The organism is Pseudomonas sp. CCOS 191, from assembly GCF_001007005.1.
GTDB classification, from domain to species: domain Bacteria; phylum Pseudomonadota; class Gammaproteobacteria; order Pseudomonadales; family Pseudomonadaceae; genus Aquipseudomonas; species Aquipseudomonas soli.
In genome coordinates, this window is record NZ_LN847264.1 from 2,338,872 (window position 1) to 2,356,705 (window position 17,834).

Annotated in this window: 12 protein-coding genes; 5 read left to right on the forward strand and 7 right to left on the reverse strand. The window is 64.6% G+C overall.

Going from position 1 to position 17,834, the window contains the following annotated elements; genetic code table 11:
- Window positions 1–45: 45 nt before the first annotated feature.
- Both CCOS191_RS10790 and CCOS191_RS10795 read right to left on the reverse strand, forming a co-directional pair.
- On the reverse strand, window positions 46–3,168 hold the full coding sequence (locus tag CCOS191_RS10790) for an efflux RND transporter permease subunit (RefSeq protein ID WP_046855187.1): 3,123 nt from the start codon (window positions 3,166–3,168) through the stop codon (window positions 46–48).
- Between the two features lie 11 nt (window positions 3,169–3,179).
- Window positions 3,180–4,355 carry an efflux RND transporter periplasmic adaptor subunit gene (locus tag CCOS191_RS10795; RefSeq protein WP_046855188.1) on the reverse strand — a complete coding sequence of 392 codons (1,176 nt, stop codon included), beginning with the start codon at window positions 4,353–4,355 and terminating at the stop codon, window positions 3,180–3,182.
- A gap of 158 nt (window positions 4,356–4,513) precedes the next feature.
- On the opposite strand from CCOS191_RS10795, the gene CCOS191_RS10800 reads away from it, so the two are divergent.
- A complete protein-coding gene (locus CCOS191_RS10800) occupies window positions 4,514–5,215 on the forward strand; it encodes a response regulator transcription factor (protein WP_046855189.1) in 702 nt (233 codons plus the stop codon).
- A 6-nt stretch (window positions 5,216–5,221) separates the two neighbouring features.
- Complete coding sequence (locus CCOS191_RS10805; protein ID WP_046855190.1) at window positions 5,222–6,520, forward strand: ATP-binding protein; 1,299 nt, start codon at window positions 5,222–5,224, stop codon at window positions 6,518–6,520.
- Here CCOS191_RS10805 and CCOS191_RS10810 read toward each other — a convergent pair.
- Window positions 6,495–7,583, reverse strand: coding sequence for a GGDEF domain-containing protein (locus tag CCOS191_RS10810; protein WP_046855191.1), 1,089 nt, complete (start codon window positions 7,581–7,583; stop codon window positions 6,495–6,497). The genes CCOS191_RS10805 and CCOS191_RS10810 overlap by 26 nt on opposite strands.
- A gap of 213 nt (window positions 7,584–7,796) precedes the next feature.
- Between CCOS191_RS10810 and CCOS191_RS27195 the strand changes: the two genes are divergently transcribed.
- Together CCOS191_RS27195 and CCOS191_RS27200 are read left to right on the forward strand one after the other, a co-directional pair.
- Window positions 7,797–8,672 carry an RHS repeat-associated core domain-containing protein gene (locus tag CCOS191_RS27195; RefSeq protein ID WP_082120394.1) on the forward strand — a complete coding sequence of 292 codons (876 nt, stop codon included), beginning with the start codon at window positions 7,797–7,799 and terminating at the stop codon, window positions 8,670–8,672.
- Between the two features lie 4 nt (window positions 8,673–8,676).
- The gene (locus CCOS191_RS27200) at window positions 8,677–9,597 is read left to right on the forward strand and encodes an RHS repeat-associated core domain-containing protein (protein WP_231867483.1); all 921 of its coding nucleotides are present in this window, start codon (window positions 8,677–8,679) and stop codon (window positions 9,595–9,597) included.
- 229 nt (window positions 9,598–9,826) lie between these two features.
- Here CCOS191_RS27200 and CCOS191_RS10815 read toward each other — a convergent pair whose 3' ends face one another.
- The 4 genes from CCOS191_RS10815 to wecB are packed head-to-tail and all read right to left on the reverse strand — an operon-like array spanning window position 9,827 to window position 16,990.
- A complete protein-coding gene (locus CCOS191_RS10815) occupies window positions 9,827–10,666 on the reverse strand; it encodes a DUF4434 family protein (RefSeq protein WP_046855192.1) in 840 nt (279 codons plus the stop codon).
- On the reverse strand, window positions 10,666–13,668 hold the full coding sequence (locus tag CCOS191_RS10820; RefSeq protein WP_046855193.1) for a phage receptor: 3,003 nt from the start codon (window positions 13,666–13,668) through the stop codon (window positions 10,666–10,668). Before CCOS191_RS10820 ends, CCOS191_RS10815 begins: the two co-directional genes overlap by 1 nt.
- A complete protein-coding gene (gene nfrB, locus CCOS191_RS10825; RefSeq protein ID WP_046855194.1) occupies window positions 13,665–15,839 on the reverse strand; it encodes a cyclic di-3',5'-guanylate-activated glycosyltransferase NfrB in 2,175 nt (724 codons plus the stop codon). The genes CCOS191_RS10820 and nfrB overlap by 4 nt, the downstream gene beginning before the upstream one ends.
- Window positions 15,836–16,990, reverse strand: a complete 1,155-nt coding sequence (gene wecB, locus CCOS191_RS10830; RefSeq protein WP_046855195.1) for a non-hydrolyzing UDP-N-acetylglucosamine 2-epimerase — start codon at window positions 16,988–16,990, stop codon at window positions 15,836–15,838. Before wecB ends, nfrB begins: the two co-directional genes overlap by 4 nt.
- 316 nt (window positions 16,991–17,306) lie before the next feature.
- Here wecB and CCOS191_RS10835 point away from each other — a divergent pair, with 316 nt between their 5' ends.
- Window positions 17,307–17,744 (forward strand): PACE efflux transporter, encoded by a 438-nt coding sequence (locus tag CCOS191_RS10835; RefSeq protein ID WP_046855196.1) that lies wholly within the window; start codon window positions 17,307–17,309, stop codon window positions 17,742–17,744.
- Window positions 17,745–17,834: the final 90 nt, after the last annotated feature.

The following is a 17,834-nucleotide window of genomic DNA, read 5'->3' on the forward strand; positions in this document are numbered from 1 at the left end:
CAGTCAATGCCGGGAACCCTCCCATTTACCGCAGGGCTTGTCCAGTCAGGCCTGGTGGGTGGCCACCTGCGCCGCCTTGGTCTTGCCGCGCCCGGCCAGGCGCATCACCACGACGAAGAACACCGGCACGAACACCACGGCGAAGGTGGCGCTGAGCATGCCGCCGATCACCCCGGTGCCGATGGCTTGCTGGCTGGCCGAGCTGGCGCCGCTGGCGATGGCCAGCGGCACCACGCCGAGGATGAACGCCAGCGAAGTCATCACGATCGGGCGCAGGCGCAGACGCGCGGCCTGGATCGCCGCGTCCGCCGCATCGGCGCCCTGGTCCACCAGGTCCTTGGCGAACTCGATGATCAGGATGGCGTTCTTCGCCGACAGGCCGATCAGGGTGATCAGGCCGACCTTGAAGAACACGTCGTTGGGCAGGCCGCGCAGGGTCACCGCGAGCACCGCGCCGAGCACGCCCAGTGGCACCACCAGCAGCACCGCGGTGGGGATCGACCAGCTTTCGTACAGCGCGGCCAGGCACAGGAACACCACCAGCAGCGACAGTGCCATCAGCAGTGGCGCCTGGCTGCCGGACAGGCGTTCCTGCAGCGACAGGCCGGTCCACTCCAGGCCGGCACCTGCCGGCAGCTGCGCCACCAGGCGCTCGATCTCGGCCATGGCCTCGCCCGAGCTGTAGCCGGCCGCCGGCTCGCCGGAAATCGACACCGCCGGGTAGCCGTTGTAGCGGGTCAGCTGCACCGGGCCGGACTGCCAGCGGGCACTGACGAAGGCGCCCAGCGGCACCATCTTGCCGCTGCTGTTGCGCACGTGGATCTTCAGCAGGTCCTCGACCTGGCTGCGCCGGTCGCCTTCGGCCTGCACCACCACCCGCTGCATGCGGCCCTGGTTGGGGAAGTCGTTGACGTAGTTCGAGCCCACCGCGGTGTCGAGCACCGCGCCGATATCGGCAAACGACACGCCCAGGGCGTTGGCCTGGCGGCGGTCCACTTCCAGCTCGACCTGAGGGCTCTCCGCCAGCGATGCTTCGCGCACGTTGACCAGCACCTTGCTCTTGCGCGCCGCGTCCAGCAGTTGGTCGCGAGCTTCCATCAGCCCGGTGTGGCCCATGCCGCCGCGGTCCTGCAGGCGGAACTCGAAACCGGTCGACTCGCCCAGGCCGTCCACCGGCGGCGGCAGCACCGCGTAGGCGATGGCGTCCTTGAGCTGGGTGAAGGCCAGGGTGGCGCGCTCGGCGATCGACTGCGCGCTGTCGTCGCCACCGCGCTCGGACCAGTCCTTGAGCGTGGTGAAGGCCAGCGCCGCGTTCTGCCCGCTGCCGGAGAAGCTGAAGCCGAGGATCAGCGTGGTGTTGGCCACGCCGGGCTCTTCGGCGTTGTGCGCCTCGATCTGTTGCCCGACCTCGATGGTGCGTGCCTGGCTGGCGCCCGGCGGCAGCTGGATGTCGGTGATGGTGTAGCCCTGGTCCTCGGTGGGCAGGAAGGCGGTGGGCAGTTGGCTGAAGCCGTACACCAGCACGCCGACCAGCGCGGCGTACACCAGCAGGTAGCGACCGCTGCGGGCCAGGGCGTGGGTCACCCAGCGCTGGTAGCCGTTGCTCATGCCTTCGAAGCGGCGGTTGAACCAGCCGAAGAAGCCCTTGCGCTCATGATGCTCGCCTTTCTCCAGCGGCTTGAGCAGGGTGGCGCACAGGGCCGGGGTCAGGCTCAGGGCGAGGAACGCCGAGAACAGGATCGACACCGCCATCGACACCGAGAACTGCTGGTAGATCACCCCCACCGAACCTTGCATGAAGGCCATCGGCAGGAATACCGCCACCAGCACCAGGGTGATGCCGACGATGGCGCCGCTGATCTGGCCCATGGCCTTGCGCGTGGCTTCCTTGGGCGGCAGGCCTTCCTCGGCCATGATCCGCTCGACGTTTTCCACCACGACGATGGCGTCGTCCACCAGGATACCGATGGCCAGCACCATGCCGAACAGGGTCAGTACGTTGACCGAGAAACCCAGCACGTTCATCACCGCGAAGGTGCCCATCAGCGCCACCGGCACCACCAGGGTCGGAATGAGCGTGTAACGGAAGTTCTGCAGGAACAGGAACATCACCGCGAACACCAGCACCATGGCCTCGAGCAGGGTGTTGATCACCTGCTTGATCGAGACCTTGACGAAGGGCGAGGTGTCGTAGGGGATGTCGTACTTCACCCCGGCCGGGAAGTAGCGTGCCAGCTCGTCGAGCTTCTGCTTGACCAGGGTGGCGGTTTCCATGGCGTTGGCGCCGGGCGACAGCTTGACGCTGAAGGCGCTGGTGGCCTTGCCGTTGAGGCGGGTGCCGTACTGGTATTCCTGGGCTCCGATCTCGACCCGCGCCACGTCACCGACAGTGACCGTGGAGCCATCGGTGTTGGCGCGCAGGACGATGGCGGCGAACTCCTCGGGGGTGCTCAGCTGGCCCTTGACCACCACGTTGGCGGTGATCTCCTGGGTCGGTCGGCTCGGCAGGTCGCCGATGCTGCCGGGGGCGACCTGGGCGTTCTGCGCGGCGATGGCCTCGGCCACGTCGTTGGGCGTGAGGTTGAAGCCGACCAGCTTGGCCGGGTCGATCCAGATGCGCATGGCCCGTTCGGAGCCATACAGCTGCGCCTTGCCGACGCCCTTGAGGCGACGGATCTCGTTCATCACGTTGCGCGCGAGGATGTCCGACAGGGCGATCTCGTCGAGGCTGCCGTCCTCGGAGGTGAGAGTGGCCAGCAACAGGAAACCGGTGGACACCTTCTCTACCTGCAGGCCTTGCTGGGTGACCGGGCGCGGCAGGCGCGACTCGATCACCTTGAGGCGGTTCTGCACGTCCACCTGGGCCATGTCCGGGTTGGTGCCGGGCTGGAAGCTGGCGGTAATGGTGGCGCTGCCCAGGCTGCTCTGGGATTCGAAATAGAGCAGGTTGTCGGCACCGTTGAGCTCCTGCTCGATGATGCTGACCACGCTCTCGTCCATGGTCGCCGCCGAGGCGCCGGGGTAGACGGCGTAGATTTCCACCTGCGGCGGGGCCACGTCGGGATACTGGGCCACCGGCAACTGCGGGATGGCCAGGGCGCCGACCAGGAGGATGAACAAGGCCACCACCCAGGCGAACACCGGGCGGTCGATGAAGAACTGCGGCATGGATCAGGCCCTCATTGGCCGTTGTGTTGGGCGACTGCGGTGGCGCCTGGTTGTTCGTCGACTTGCACCTGGTCGCCGGCCTTGACGTGTTGCAGGCCCTCGACCACCACGCGGTCACCCGGGGCCAGGCCCTCGATGACGATCCAGCGGTCGCCCTGGGCACTGCCCAGGGTCACCTGGCGTTCGCTGATGCGGTCCTGGTGGTCGACCAGCAGCACCTTGGGCACACCGGCGCTGTCGCGCAGGATGGCGCGTTGCGGCACGCTGATGCCCTGGGGCTGCACGGCCTGGTCCAGGCGCACGCGCACATAGCTGCCGGGCAGCAGGTCGAGGTCCGGGTTGGGGAACTCGCTGCGCAGGGTGATCTGGTTGGTGCTTGGGTCGACGCTGATATCGGAGAACAGCAGCTTGCCGGCCAGCGGGTAGGCGCTGCCATCGTCCTGGATCAGCGTGGCCTTGACCTGGTCGCGGCCCACCTGCTGCAGCTCGCCGGCACGCAGCGAGCGGCGCAGGGCGTTGAGTTCGCGGGTCGACTGGGTGACGTCGGCGTGAATTGGGTTCAACTGCTGGATGATGGCCAGCGGCGTGGTCTCGCTCTGGCCGACCAGCGCGCCCTCGGTCACCAGGGCGCGGCCGATGCGCCCGGAGATCGGTGCGGTGACGGTGGCGTAGCCCAGGTTCAGGCGCGCGCGTTCCAGCGCCGCCTTGGCTTCGCCGACCGCGGCGTCGGCCTGGAGGAAGGCGGCGCGGGCGTTGTCGTACTCCTGGCGGCTGACGGCCTTGTCGTCGACCAGTTCGCGGTAGCGTTGCTCCTGCAGGCGCGCCTGGTACAGCGTCGCCTCGGCCTTGGCCAGGGTGGCGCGGGCGCTGTCGAAGTCGGCCTTGAACGGCGCCGGATCGATCAGGAACAGCACATCGCCCTGTTTCACGTCGCTGCCTTCGCGGTACACCCGCTTGAGCACCACCCCGGCCACCCGGGCGCGCACCTCGGCGGTGCGGGGGGCAAGGATGCGGCCGCTGAGTTCGGTGCTGATGGCCAGCGGCTGCACGGCAAGGGTTTCGACCCGGACCTGAGAGGGCGGGGCCTTTTCTTCCTGCTCGGCGGCATCGTTGCAAGCGGCCAGGGAAAGGGTCATCAGCGCCAGCAGCGCCAGAGGGCGCAGGCGCAAAGCACGGAGCGTGGACATACGGATCTTCCAGGTTTGATCCAGCGTATGCTAAAGCAGCCGTTCGGGTGGCGGCTGTTAAGCTGTGTTGGGCGTGTGTGAAAAAGTGTGAACAATCGGCGGTGGCCCGCCCGGGATTCTATATCCTGCCTTACTTCAATCTTTCGTCAAATCCCCTTATGCCGAACATTCTCCTGGTCGAAGACGACAGCGCGTTGTCCGAACTGATCGCCAGCTACCTGCAACGCAACGATTTCCATGTCCGGGTGATTGCCCGCGGCGACCATGTGCTGGACGAATTCCGCCGGCAGAAACCGGACCTGGTGATCCTCGACCTGATGCTGCCGGGCCTGGACGGCCTGCAAGTATGCCGCCTGCTGCGCCAGGAAACGCAGAGCCTGCCGATCCTCATGCTGACCGCCCGCGACGACAGCCACGACCAGGTGCTGGGGCTGGAGATGGGCGCCGACGACTACGTCACCAAGCCGTGCGAGCCCCGCGTGCTGCTGGCCAGGGTGCGCACGTTGCTGCGTCGCAGCAGCGTCAACGAGCCGCGCCTGGATTGCGACCTGATCCAGATCGGCGGCCTGTGCATCGACCTGGCCGAGCGCACGGTCACCTGGCGCGGCGAAGAAGTGGAGCTGTCCAGCGGCGAGTACAACCTGCTGGTGGTGCTGGCGCGCAACGCCGGCGAGGTGATGAGCCGTGACCGCATCCTCCAGCAATTGCGCGGTATCGAATTCAACGGCACCGACCGTTCGGTGGACGTGGCCATCTCCAAGCTGCGCCGACGTTTCGACGACAGCGCAGGTGAAGCGCGCAAGATCAAGACCGTGTGGGGCAAGGGCTACCTGTTCAGCCGCGTCGAGTGGGAGTACTGATACGCCATGCTGAAGATCCTGGTGCGGTTGTACCTGGTGATCATCGTCGCCTATGCCGGGGCTATCGCGCTGATTCCCGACACCATCGTCGGTTTGTTTCACGATCGCTTCATGGCCTACAACCTCGACCAGGCCAAGGGCGTGCAGACCCTGATCGTGCGCCAGTTCCAGCAGTCCCCGCGGGAGCAGTGGCCGACGGTGGAAAAGGAACTGGCCGCGGCGTTCAAGCCGTTGGAGGTGCGCTTGCTGCGCATGGACGACGCCGAGCTGAGCAGCGAGGAAAAGGCCCGGCTCGAACATGGCCTGTATGTGGTGCGCATGGCCGACTGGGGCTATTACGAAACGGCGCTGGCGCCGCTGGACCAGGACTGGCTGGTGCGCCTGCACTCGCCGGACGATCCGCTGGACATCAACGTGTTGTCCTGGGGCGTGACCGTGCTGATCGGCGCGGCCATGCTTGGCTGCCTGCTGCTGTGGGTATGGCCGCACTGGCGCGACCTCGAGCGCCTGAAGGACACCGCCCGGCGCCTGGGGCGCGGCGAGATGTCCGAGCGCACGCATATCTCGCCGCGCTCGAACATCGGCGAGCTGGCCGGGGTGTTCGACACCATGGCCAGCGACCTGGAGCGCCACGTCAACCAGCAGCGTGAACTGCTCAACGCGGTGTCCCACGAGCTGCGCACACCGTTGACACGCCTGGACTTCGGCTTGGTGCTGCTGTTCGACGAGGTGCCGCCGGCCAGCCGCAAACGCCTGCTGGGGCTGGTGGGCCATGTGCGCGAGCTGGACGAGCTGGTGCTTGAGCTACTGTCCTACAGCCGCCTGGAAAGCGCCGACCAGGCCCGCGAGCGGGTCGAGGTGTCGTTGCTCGAGCTGGTGGACAGCGTGCTCGGTGGCTTCGCCGAAGAACTCGATGATCGCGGCATCCAGTGGGAGGTGCAATGCGACGCCGACCTGCCACGCTTCGTCCTCGATCCGCGACTGACTGCCCGCGCGGTACAGAACCTGGTGCGTAACGCCATGCGCTACTGCGACGAAAGCCTGCTGCTGCGCCTGCGCCTGGAAGAGGATGGCGCCTGTCTGGTGACAGTCGAGGACGACGGCATCGGCATCCCGGTCGAGGAACGTGAGCGGATCTTCCAGCCGTTCTACCGCCTGGACCGCAGCCGTGACCGCAACACGGGTGGTTTCGGCTTGGGCTTGGCGATCAGCCGGCGGGCCATCGAAGGGCAGGGCGGCACGCTGACGGTGGCGCAATCGGCGTTGGGTGGGGCGCAGTTCAGGATTCGCTTGCCAGCCGGGTAGTCCACCGGACGAAGCGGTCCTTGCCCGTATGCTTGGCTTCGTACAGTGCCTGGTCCGCCCGGATCAGCGCCGTGCTCAGGGTATCGCCGCTATCGATCCGGGCCAGGCCGATACTGATGGTCACCGGGTGTGCCCCGAGGTCCTCGCGCACGCGCTGGCACAGCCTCGCAACTTGCTGCTCGGCGCCTGTTTCATCCAGCCCCTGGAAGAAGATCGCAAACTCCTCGCCGCCCAACCGGGCGATCTCGTAGCCGATCATCGCTGCCTTTATGTGCGCCGCCACGCGCTTGAGTACTTCGTCGCCGATGTCATGGCCAAAGCGGTCGTTGACCTGCTTGAAATTGTCGATGTCGATCATCGCCAGGTACTGTTCGCCGGCCTGTTGCAGCTGCTTCTCGGCCTTGGCCATGAACGAGCGACGGTTGGGAATGTCGGTCAGCGCATCGATATAGGCCTGCTCCAGCAGTACCTTGGTCAGGTAGAAGTTGTGCAGTTTGGCCTGGCGGATACGCAGGTAGCTGTAGATCACCAGGCCGCTTAGGCATACCGCGTAGCTGATCAGCATCGCGCCTTCGAGCTCCAGGGCTTCGATACGGGTGTGGAAGAAGGGGTTGAGCATGACCCAGGTGATGCCCATGGCGCAGAAGAACGACCAGCGCCGCACCGGCAGCACCGACACGGTGTACAGCACGGTGGAGACCCCGAGCACCAGCCATACCGGGCGCAGGGCGATGGGGATGCCCTCGATCACCAGGCGCATGGCCAGGGTGATCACCGCCACGAACAGCAGGTTGAGCACGTCGAAATGCTGGCTCCTGCGGGTGAAACCCAGGACCACGGTGAGGCTGCACAGCAAGGCGATGAACACCCCGGACAGCCAGGTGAAGCCCTGGCCGCCGAGGTAGCTGACGATCAGGTCGAAGACCAGCCAGATGGCAATGCCGATGCAGAAGATCAGCAGGCAGAAACGGCGCATGGCCTCGAATTCGTGCTGGCGGAACTCGGCACGCAGGGCGGCGGGGGCGACCTGTTGGCGGATGTGGGCTTCGAGGGTCTTGTACATGGTTGCAGGGGCGATCCTTGGGTCTGGCTGGCCATGCTGGGCGCACCCATCGTTGGTGTTTGCACAGGCAAGCGCACGGCGACTCAATCGCTGAGGGTAGTCGTTTTTCACCGACCGACAACGGTTCGACGATTACCTGTCATTTCTATCAGTTGTGAAGAGTCGGTAGCGGACCCATAGTCAGTCAAACCACCAGCACCTTCTACGTACGGCATGATCGAGACGAACGGACTTTCGAACAACGGCAAAGTGAAGTTGCTGGGCGTCGATATTCAAGGCTCAGTGGTGCGTTGCCATACCGCGAGTATGCAGCTCGATTATGCCTATGCTGCGTTCGGGCACGGTTTTGACAGGGTGCGGCGCAACGGCTCAGCGCATGCCTCATTGGCGTTCAATGGTCAGAGGAAAGAGGCAGATGGGCTGTTCCTGCTAGGGAACGGTCATCGGGCCTACAATCCGCAACTGATGGTGTTTCACTCACCCGATCGGTTGAGTCCGTTTGATCGTGGCGGGATCAATGCTTATGCCTACTGTGGTTTGGATCCGGTGAACTGGCAGGACCGTACTGGCCGGACGCGTGGCAAGGTCAGCCGGCCTCCGGGTTTGGCCACTATCTATGAGGAAGGCGCTGCTCCTGTAGCGCAAGTACTGAAGGTGGTCACCGCTGCTCCGATTGAAGCGCTACCTAGTTATTTGAGCACCTTGTATCAGAAGGCAGAAGGGCTTGTTCAAAAAAAAGGCGAGTTGCAGGTGGCTGTCAACAATGACTTGAATCACGCAGCCGAGATGTCGAAGACGCGTGTGTCGCGTACAGCGCCTGGAAGTAACAATAGTTACTGCGATATTGTGGATATGATGTATTCGCTGGAGAATGTCAGCAGAGAAATTTATGCTGTGAGAATCCGTATCACAAGATGGATGAATACGCAGTCTCCGCAGAGTCTGGAACTTATCGAGCAACGTGCTAAAGATATGCAAAAAACATCCGTGTCGAGTATTCAAGGTGTTTGGTCTTTTGCGAGTTCGATCAGGCAGTCCGTTTCGACTGTTATTGGTTTTAATGCTGCAGGTGAAAACTCTTTTAGGTGACTTGATGATGCAGACTAAAAAGCTCCTCGCCGGTGATCATGCCCAGAGTATCATTGTCGCTCAGTCTGGAATGGGCAGAAAGGAAATTCAGTATAGTCCTTATGGCCATAGGAAGGAGTTGGAAAGTGCGCCACGAACAGGGTTCATTGGCCAGTACTGCGAGTCTGATTTCGGTTGGTATTTCCTCGGTAATGGCTACCGTGTTTACAATCCTGTGATCATGCGTTTTCATTCACCGGATGTCGGGTTTAGTCCGTTTGGTCGCGCAGGAATAAATAGCTACGCTTACGTCACCGGGAATCCGATAGGTCGGCATGATCGAAGTGGTCGTTTCGAAGAGTGGGGTGCAACTTTTTATGGCAGTATAATGAGTGACGTACCGTCACTTGAGTCGGTCTTCACGTATCTGGTAAATACTGTTGGTGTATTGGGGCCAGCTGTTGTCTGGAATGTAATGAGTCGACGGGGAGTCAACGTTCCAAGATGGCTGCAAGTTTCTTTGTTAACTTCGCAGGTTGCAGGGGTTTTTGGTAATTTTGCCCAAGGTTTACTGGATGTCGGGGTTGACAATCCAGCTTTGCCACATCTCAGGACGTTCGTGTCGGGGCTAACAGCTATCTCTATAGTAGCAAGTACTGTTCAGGGAGTTAGGGATGTTAACTCTCAACAAGCCCAAAACGCACGGGCGTCATCTCCTGAAAATATTGGCCGGCACATAATTGATAGCGAGCAGCCTGCGTATCAGCCAGACACCCCGCAGGGCCGTGTCAGAAAACGGTCAGCTTCGCCAGGGCAATCCTCCAGCCTCCAGATTGAGTCAGAAATCGGTCCGACGCCAAAGGGACCTCAACGTCACACTAAAGCAGATTTGGGTAACGCGAGTAGATTTCCTCTGTTAACACCTTCGATAAAGAGGAAGTTTTAGGCTTTTACGAAAAGTGCCTGCGCAACGACTATGCTGCGTTGAAAACAGGCTCGGAATGCTCATTTACAACCCGTAAAGTCGAGCGCGACTTTGACTGTTCCTCGTCTGTTTTCGCCTTGCCTGATCTGCGCTCGGCGACTTTCAGTACAAACCCTTTTTAGTGTGAAAGGTGAGTTGATCCATCAGCCATGCTGTTCTCGTCCAAGAGCGCGGATCCTCCGACGGTCAATCATTCCCGCAACAGTATGTTCTTTGCCCAAGGCCGATAGCGCAAGGCGAACACGGCCTCGGCGTGGCAACCTCCGCTAAGCGCCGGCTGCGCCGGTTCCGCGCGGAACGGTTGCCCAGGCTGACTGACCTGGCGAAACGCCTCGCGCACGATACCCACCCGGCAGGGCAGGGCCTGTTCATAACCCTGGCGCACCAGCGGCGCCAGGCGACCGGTGCCGGCGCCGTCCTGCCACCACACGTGCAGGCCAAGGCTCGCCAGCTGATCCAGCCATGCGCCATTGATCCGTGGCGACAACTGACCGGCGCTGAAGGCGCTGATATGCAGGGGCTTGTCCAGTTGCCGGTTGAACGCCTGCAATTGTGCGTAGAGCGCATCGCGCCTGGCCGCATCGCGAAAGTGCAGGTCGTCCAGCTCCAGCGGCAGGTACCAGCCGGACACCGGCAGCGTCCAGTTGGCCTTGAGCTGCTGATACTGGGTGAGGGAACGACCGAGCTGCGCCTTGAAGTAACTGTTCAGGCCTTCGCTATCGAGCTGTTCGAGCCGCTGGTAGTAGGCCGGATCCATGTACAGCCCCAGCACCAGCTCCAACCCCTGGGCCTGAGCCTCGCGCAGACTGCCGGCAAGCCAGCCGTTGGCGCCGCCGAAGTCGCTGTCGCCGTAGGCGCTCCACTGCACGATCAGGGTCTTGCCACCCTCGGCCTTGGTGGCGCGCCACAGTTGTTGCCACTGGGCGGTGGTGATGTTGGCATCACGGTTGAGCGGCTGGTAGAACAGGCGCTGGTCGGCCTGGGCGGGTAGCCACAGGATCAGCAGGCAGAGAGCCAGGAAACTACGCATCAGAAGTTCATCTCCACACCCAGCAGTACGCCGTTGCCGCGTTCGTAGAGGTTGCCGCCCAGTGCCTGCTGGTACTCGGCGCGCACTTTCAGCGAGCCGCGATAGGCGTTGTAGCGGTCGTCGTCGAACCACCACTGCCAGCGCACGCCGACCCCGGCGCGGGCGTCCTGGCGCCAGTCGTTGCTCGGGTCCTGGCTGGAAAACTCGAGGAAGCCGTAGGGCATGATCGTCTGCGGCGACTGGCTGGGCAGTTTCCACGCATGGCCCTGCTGGAAGCGCGACAGCCAGGCATGGTCGCCGGCACGGGTCCACCAGGCGGCGTCGAGGTAGAGGAAGCGCTCGTCCCAGTCGTCCTCGTCGATACGCCAGTCGTTGCGGTACTTGCCCTGATCGAGGAACGAAGCAGTGGCGCGCAGCAGCAGGTCGTTGCTCGATTCGGCGTTGTGACGCAGGTCGCCCCAGTTGCCGCCGACCTTGGCCGGGCTGAGCAGTTCGCCCAGGCTCAGGCCGCTGTAGTGCGTGCTGTCGATCTGGCGCTGGTGATAAAGCTCGGCGTACAGGTTGAGGTTGGCCTGGCCGAGCGGCTTGTAGCGCAGGCCGACGCCGGTGCCCATGCTCTGGGCGTAGTCGGTGCGGCTCTGGCCACCGAACAGCACGCGTCCATACACCGACAGGGTGCTGCCGTTGCGGCTGGGCTCCTCGCCCAGGGCGTGGTCCCACATCGCCAGTTGCACGTTCTGCGATTGCGCCCTGCGTGAGCTGCCGGCGCGCGCGCCGTCGTCGAGGAACTTGTCGTTGGTCGAGGTGCCGGCTGGCGACCAGGTGCTGGCCAGGGTGATGCTGTCGCGGCGCGACAAGGTTTCATGGGCGCGGCGCTGGCGGTACTTGCGCGCCTCCAGGCTGCCGTATTCGTCGTCGCCGTCGACCAGGTTGCGCTCCACGTCCAGTACCCGGCGCAGCTCGCGGCGGGCCGAGGCACTGTCCTCGACCTCGTCGTAGCGCAGGGCCAGGGTTTCGCCCACGCGGTAGTCCTCGGGGAAGTCGCGGCTGGCGCGCTCCAGGTAGGGTATGGACTGGCGGCGTTGCTGCTTGTCCGCCGAGCCCGCCAGACGCATGCCGTAGTCGGCGCGGTAGCGCGGCTGGTCCGGCGCCAGGCGCACGGCCTCGGCCAGCCAGGCGCTGCTCTGGGCGCTGTCGCCGGCCTGCTGGGCGGTGCCGGCGGCAGCGTAGTAGTGATCGGCGCGCGGGGTATGGCGCAGCGCTTCGCGCTGGAAGGCCAGGGCCTGCTGGGCGTCGCCCTGGCGCTGGGCAATGGCGGCGCCCAGCGCCCAGTCGTCGGCACTCTGGTGCGCCGCCGCATCCCAGTGGCGGCGGGCGGCGTCGGCGTCACCGGCGTTCAGCGCGCCACGGGCGGCGGTCAGGCGCGCATTGTCGGTCCAGGCGCTGGCCGGCAGGCTGTTCCAGATCGGCAGCGCCGCCTGGGAGTCGCCGGAGGCTTCCAGGGCGTAGGCCAGGGGCAGGCGACTGGCGCTATCGCCCAGGCGTTCGGCGGCCTGGTAGTAGACCACCGCTTCGCCTGGCTGATCAGGCATGGCGCAGCGCCCCAGGGCGCGATACTGCCCGGCTTCGACCGGGGTGGCCGGGATGGCCTTGCGCACGGCGTCGCACTGGCCGGCTTCGGCCAGGCGGCCCAGTAGCTGGCCACGGGTGACGGCATCGACCCGTGGCACCAGGGCGAGCATGCGTGGACCGTCCAGCGGGCCGTCGTTGCGCGCATAGAGATTGCCCAGGCGTTGCAGCAGCGAGGGCGTCAATCGGCCCTGGCGGCGGTCGTAGGCGTTCTCCAGCAACTGCCGGGCATGCTCGGTCTGGCCACGCTCGAGCAGCATGAACGTGGCTTGCTCCAGCGCCGCGAGGTCGCCGGTCTGGCGGTAGCGTTGTTCCCACTGCGCCGCCGTGCGCGGTTGTGGCGGTTGAGCGGGCTCGCCGTACAGGCGCTGCTTGAGGATGGCGTAGCTGCGCGGATTGTCGTGGGCCTCGCACTGACCGAGCTGCTCGCGTGCCAGCTTCAGGTCCTTGTGCGACAGCCAGTCGACGGTCTCCAGGCACGGACGCTGCAGTTCGTTGCTTAGCTGGCGCACCAGCGCCGCGTCGTCACCTTCGCGGGCCAGCTCCCAGAGTTGCTGGCGTTGTTCGGGATGTTGCAGTTGATCGGCCGGCAGGCTCTGCAACCAACGCTCGGCCTGCTGGTTGTGGCCCATGGCGATGGCGCGGTTGGCCATGGCCAGGCGGGCGTGGGTCGCCGCTTCCTGGGACGGCGCGCTGGCCAGCAGCTTGTTCAGGCCTTTTTCATCGACCTGCTGGATGTAGGCGTTGGCCAGCCGCTGCCAGTCCTGCGGCGGCAGTTCGCCCTTGTCGGCCAGCGGTTGCAACTGGTCGATGGTCTCTCCCCAGTTGCGCAACTGCTCGGCGAAGTTGGCCCGGGTCATGCGCAGCACCATGCCATCGTCGCGTACCGGCAGATGGTTCAGCCACTCCAGGGCCTTGGCCGCGCCGCCGAACTTGGCCAGGCTGACGCTGTAGGCCTGCCACAGGCGCACGCGCTGCTGGCCCTGGCTGTCGGCGAGCCAGGCCTCCACCTGGCTTGCGGCCGGCGGGTCCTGTTCGATCCAGGTCAGGCGCAGTTCCAGCAGGGCATCGGCGTGTTCGGGATTGTCGTCGAGGTCTTCGGCAATGGCCTGGGCTTCCTTGTACCGCCGTTGATGGGCCAGGGCTTCGGCCAGCAGGGCGCGGGCCTCGTTGTTGTTCGGCACGCGCCCCAGCACGTGGCGGGTCAGGCGCTCGACCTCGGCCCAATTGTCCTTCTGCGCCTCCCGGTAGCCACGCTCCATGAACGGGTAGCTGGTGAAGCGCTGGAAGTCGGTCATCGGCTTGGTCGGCGCGGCCAGGGCGGAAGAACACAGCAGCAGGCTGGCGATGGTCAGGGAAAGACGGGGCGTCATGCCACCTCCCGGGTCAGGTCGTAGGCGGCCTGCTGTTCGCTGGCCTGCTCGGCGAGGGCTTGCTGCAGCACCTCCTCGGTGATGATGCCGCGGGCGATCAGGTGTTCGCCCAGGCTCTGCTGCTCAGGGTTGAAGTCGATCAGGGCCTGGTTGAACAGGGTCACCGGCACCATGCCGCGCACTTGCAGCAGCGAACCGAGCATCACCTGGTGGGTACCGACCCTCTCCAGCAGCGCGGCATCGTCCTGGTGGCGTTCGAGTACCTCGAGCATTTCGCGGGTCTCGGGTTTCTGCCAAGGGCTCGGGTAGTGATAGCGCAGGCCCAGGGTCACGCGCCCCTGCGGTGCCAGGCGGGCACGCACCGGGCGCTTGAGCTGGCGGCTGATGACCCCCAGCGAGACCTGGCTGACCGGGCTTTCGCTGGCCAGCACCAGGGTGTCGCCGTCTTCGTCCACCGGCAGCACGCCGTAGTGGGTGGCGAGCTTGCGCGGCAGCTTGGCTATCAGCGCCGGGGCGATCTTGAACGGATTGAGCGGTGCCCAGGGCAGGTCCAGTTGCTCGGCCAGGGTCTCGACCAGCTGTTCGCTGGTGAGCCAGCCGCGCAGCAGCAGCTCGCGGCCGAGACGTCGGCGTACCGGGCTGGTGATGGCCTGCTCCAGCTGTTCTTCGCTGATCAGGCCTTTCTCCACCAGGCGATGGCCCAGCGGGGTGCGTGCCGGCGCGGCGAGGGCAGGAAACTCGTGGGTGGTCTTGTCCCAGGCCACCCGCCGCGAATCGCCCATCTCCATCACCTGGCGCAGGGCGCGCAGGTTGGCGAAGAAGTTGACGAAGTTGCTCCACATCATCCGTGGTGCCGAGAGCAGGCCTTCGAAGACACCGTAGTAGCGGGTGACGAACCAGAACCGCTGGAACAGGCGGTTGAACAGCAGCAAGCCGTTGAGCCACAGCAAGGTGCTGAGCAGCGTGCTGTCGCTGAGGATCGACATGAACCGCCACGACTCCGGCGCGATCACCGTGACCAGCCACATCGCCAGCAGCACCAGCAGCAACAGGTTTACCAGGAAGCTCAACAAGTAGGCGAACAGCCCGCGGCGGTCGCGCCAGAGGAAGTAGTTGAGCGCGCCCTTGCGGCTCCAGCCGAGGTTGCTGGTGCCCTGGAACACGATGCCGACGATCCACCGCGATTTCTGGCGGATGGCGTGCTGCCAGTCACGGGGGAAATGCTCGCGTACGCAGATCACCTGGGCGAACTCGCGGCTCATGCCGGGGCGCCACTGCTGCTTGAGGGCCAGCGCCGGGTCGGTGATGGAATAGCGGGCGAAGATGCACTTCATGCCTTTCTGCTTGAGGCGGAAGCCGATGTCGTAGTCTTCGGTGAGGCTCTGCACATCGAAGGCGATGCCGTCGCCGTCCTCCAGCAGCGCGCTGATCGCCCGGCGGCTGAAGCAGGTGCCGACCCCGGCGCTGGGCACCTGGCCGGTGAGCGCCTCGCGCACGATGACGTCCTTGCCGTGGTTCTCGGCGAACTCGTCGACGTAGTGGCCGGCGGTGAAACCCTTCCATTCCGGGGCGTAGGGGTACACCGGGATCTGGATCATGTCCTTGTTCGGCAGCAGGTAGTTGAACAGGCGCAGTTCCATGGGCGAGATGACGTCCTCGGCGTCATGCAGGATGAAACCGGCGAACTCGATGCGCGCGTCCTGCTGGAAACGCAGGATGGCGTCGATGATGTTGTTCAGGCAGTCGGCCTTGCTGGTGGGGCCGGGACGGGCGCAGACCACCTTGTGCACGTTGGGGTAGTGCAGGCACACGGCGTCGACGTCGGCCTGGGTCTGCGGGTCGTTGGGGTAGGTGCCGACGAATATCTGGTAGTTCTCGTAGTCGATGGTCGAGGCCGCCAGGCGCGCCATCTCGCCGACCACGCCGACCTCGTTCCAGGCCGGCACCATGATCGCCAGGGGCTTTTCCGGCACTTCGAACAGGCGCTTTTCGTCGGCCTTGTCGAACTTGTCGTAGATCCGGAAACGTCGGATCAGCTTGCGGCCCCAGTAGCACAGGTCGATGAACAGATCGTCCAGGCCCAGCAGGAACATCAGTGTCGCCAGGATGATGGCAAGGATCTTCAGGCCGAACAGGACGTAGGTGAGGAAATCGATGAAGGCCAGGCTCATGCGTTGTCCCGTGCGGCGGATTGCTCGGCGAACCAGCGGCTCAGGCGTTCGGCGATGCGCTCGCTGGCGTGGCCGTCGCCGAAGGGGGTGTAGACCTGGGCCATGCGTTCATAGGCGACCGGGTCGTCGAGCAGTTGGCTGGTCTCCTGGACGATGCGCTCGGTGAGGGTGCCGACCAGCTTGACCGTGCCGCCCTTGAGCACCGCGGGGCGCTCGGTGACCTTGCGCAGCACCAGCACCGGCTTGCCCAGCGCGGGAGCCTCTTCCTGCACGCCGCCGGAGTCGGTGAGGATGATGTGGGCGCGATTCATCAGCCAGACGAAGTGCGGGTAGTCCTGGGGCGCGACCAGGTGGATGTTGTCGCGGCCCGAGAGCACGCTGTACACCGCGTGCTGCACCTGCGGGTTGAGGTGCACCGGGTAGAGGAACTGCACGTCCGGGTAACGCAGGGCCAGTTCGGCCAGGGCCAGGCAGATGCGTTCGAAACCGCTGCCGAAGTTCTCCCGGCGGTGGCCGGTGATCAGCACCATGCGCTGGTCGTCGCGCAGCACATTGAGCGGGGAGTCGGCGGCGGGGCGCCAGTTGTCCTTGTTCAGCTTGTCGCGCATCCACAGCAGGGCGTCGATCACCGTGTTGCCGGTGACCTCGATGTGCTCGGGCGGCACCCCCTCGCGGATCAGGTTGGCGTCGGAGTCGCGGGTGGGGGTGAAGTGCAGGTCGGCGAGCACGCCGGTCAAGCGTCGGTTGGCTTCTTCGGGCCAGGGCTGCTGCAGGTTGCCGGTGCGCAGGCCGGCCTCGACATGGCCGATGGGAATGTGGCGGTGGAAGGCGGCCAGCGAGGCGATGAAGCTGGTGGTGGTGTCGCCGTGGACCAGGACGATATCGGGCCTGACCTGTGCATAGGTCTGGTCGAGCTTGTCCAGCAGGTCACGGGCCAGGCCGTTGAGGGTCTGGTTCTGGGTCATCACCTGCAGGTCCTGGTCGACCTCGAGGCCAAAGGCGGTGAGGACCTGTTCGAGCATTTCGCGGTGCTGGCCGGTGGAGCAGATCTGCAGGTCGACCTCGGGCCAGTCGCGCAGGACGCGGGCCAGGGGGGCCATCTTGATCGCTTCGGGGCGGGTACCGAATACCATCATCACGGTGTAAGCCATCGTGTAGTTCCTCGTTCGATTCCCTGGACGAAGTTGTACGACGTGTCGCCGCTTGCAGTCATAGATACAAGCAGCCGATCGCGGGGTTGTCCAATACGCGGCGTGCCCCGGACAGTGCGGTGCAGGCCATTGCTGAAGAGTCACGCAGAGGGGGTCGTAGCGGCGAGAAGGTGCTTGCCGAACGCCAGGGATAGGTGTTGCGGAAACGTTTATGCTAGTTTTTTTTGATTGAACGGTCAGTCAATAAAGTATTTCTGACTTTTTCTTGCGGCTTTCTTCTTGTAGTTTTGCAGGTCTTTTCTTCAGGGAGCTGAACATGCAAGGCAAGGCGCGCAAGGTCGTCCAGGCCATCCTTTACGAGGCCATCGCCGTGGCCTGCGTGGCGCCGGTACTGGAGCTGGCGTTCGGCGCGGGCATGGCGCAGTCGACGGTATTGTCGATCCTCATGTCGGGCATCGCGATGAGCTGGAACATGGCCTACAACTGGGCCTTCGAGCGCTGGGAGGCGCGCCAGCACCAGCGCAGCCGCACCTTGCTGCGGCGCCTGCTGCATGCCTTGGGTTTCGAGGGCGGGCTGGTGCTGATCCTGCTGCCGCTGGTGGCGTACTGGCTGGATATCGGCCTGTGGGCGGCGCTGGTGACCAACCTGGCGTTGTTCGTGTTCTTCTTCGTCTATGCGTTCGTGTTCCAGTGGGGTTTCGACAAGGTTTTCGATGTGCCGGTCTCGGCGCAGGAAGTGGCGAAGGGCTGCTGATTCGGAGTTGTGCAGGGGATTGGCGACTGCCTTGCAGCGCCTGTGAGATCGAGCGCCGCCCGCGCGGCGCATCGCGGATGAATCCGCTCC

What these genes read in the sequence shown, in the direction of transcription:
- CCOS191_RS10795 (WP_046855188.1), bottom strand. Translation starts at nt 4,355, where the DNA reads ATGTCCACGCTCCGTGCTTTGCGCCTGCGCCCTCTGGCGCTGCTGGCG.
- CCOS191_RS27200 (WP_231867483.1), top strand. Translation starts at nt 8,677, where the DNA reads ATGATGCAGACTAAAAAGCTCCTCGCCGGTGATCATGCCCAGAGTATC.
- CCOS191_RS10805 (WP_046855190.1), top strand. Translation starts at nt 5,222, where the DNA reads ATGCTGAAGATCCTGGTGCGGTTGTACCTGGTGATCATCGTCGCCTAT.
- CCOS191_RS10810 (WP_046855191.1), bottom strand. Translation starts at nt 7,583, where the DNA reads ATGTACAAGACCCTCGAAGCCCACATCCGCCAACAGGTCGCCCCCGCC.
- CCOS191_RS10815 (WP_046855192.1), bottom strand. Translation starts at nt 10,666, where the DNA reads ATGCGTAGTTTCCTGGCTCTCTGCCTGCTGATCCTGTGGCTACCCGCC.
- CCOS191_RS10835 (WP_046855196.1), top strand. Translation starts at nt 17,307, where the DNA reads ATGCAAGGCAAGGCGCGCAAGGTCGTCCAGGCCATCCTTTACGAGGCC.
- CCOS191_RS10790 (WP_046855187.1), bottom strand. Translation starts at nt 3,168, where the DNA reads ATGCCGCAGTTCTTCATCGACCGCCCGGTGTTCGCCTGGGTGGTGGCC.
- CCOS191_RS27195 (WP_082120394.1), top strand. Translation starts at nt 7,797, where the DNA reads ATGATCGAGACGAACGGACTTTCGAACAACGGCAAAGTGAAGTTGCTG.
- nfrB (WP_046855194.1), bottom strand. Translation starts at nt 15,839, where the DNA reads ATGAGCCTGGCCTTCATCGATTTCCTCACCTACGTCCTGTTCGGCCTG.
- wecB (WP_046855195.1), bottom strand. Translation starts at nt 16,990, where the DNA reads ATGGCTTACACCGTGATGATGGTATTCGGTACCCGCCCCGAAGCGATC.
- CCOS191_RS10800 (WP_046855189.1), top strand. Translation starts at nt 4,514, where the DNA reads ATGCCGAACATTCTCCTGGTCGAAGACGACAGCGCGTTGTCCGAACTG.
- CCOS191_RS10820 (WP_046855193.1), bottom strand. Translation starts at nt 13,668, where the DNA reads ATGACGCCCCGTCTTTCCCTGACCATCGCCAGCCTGCTGCTGTGTTCT.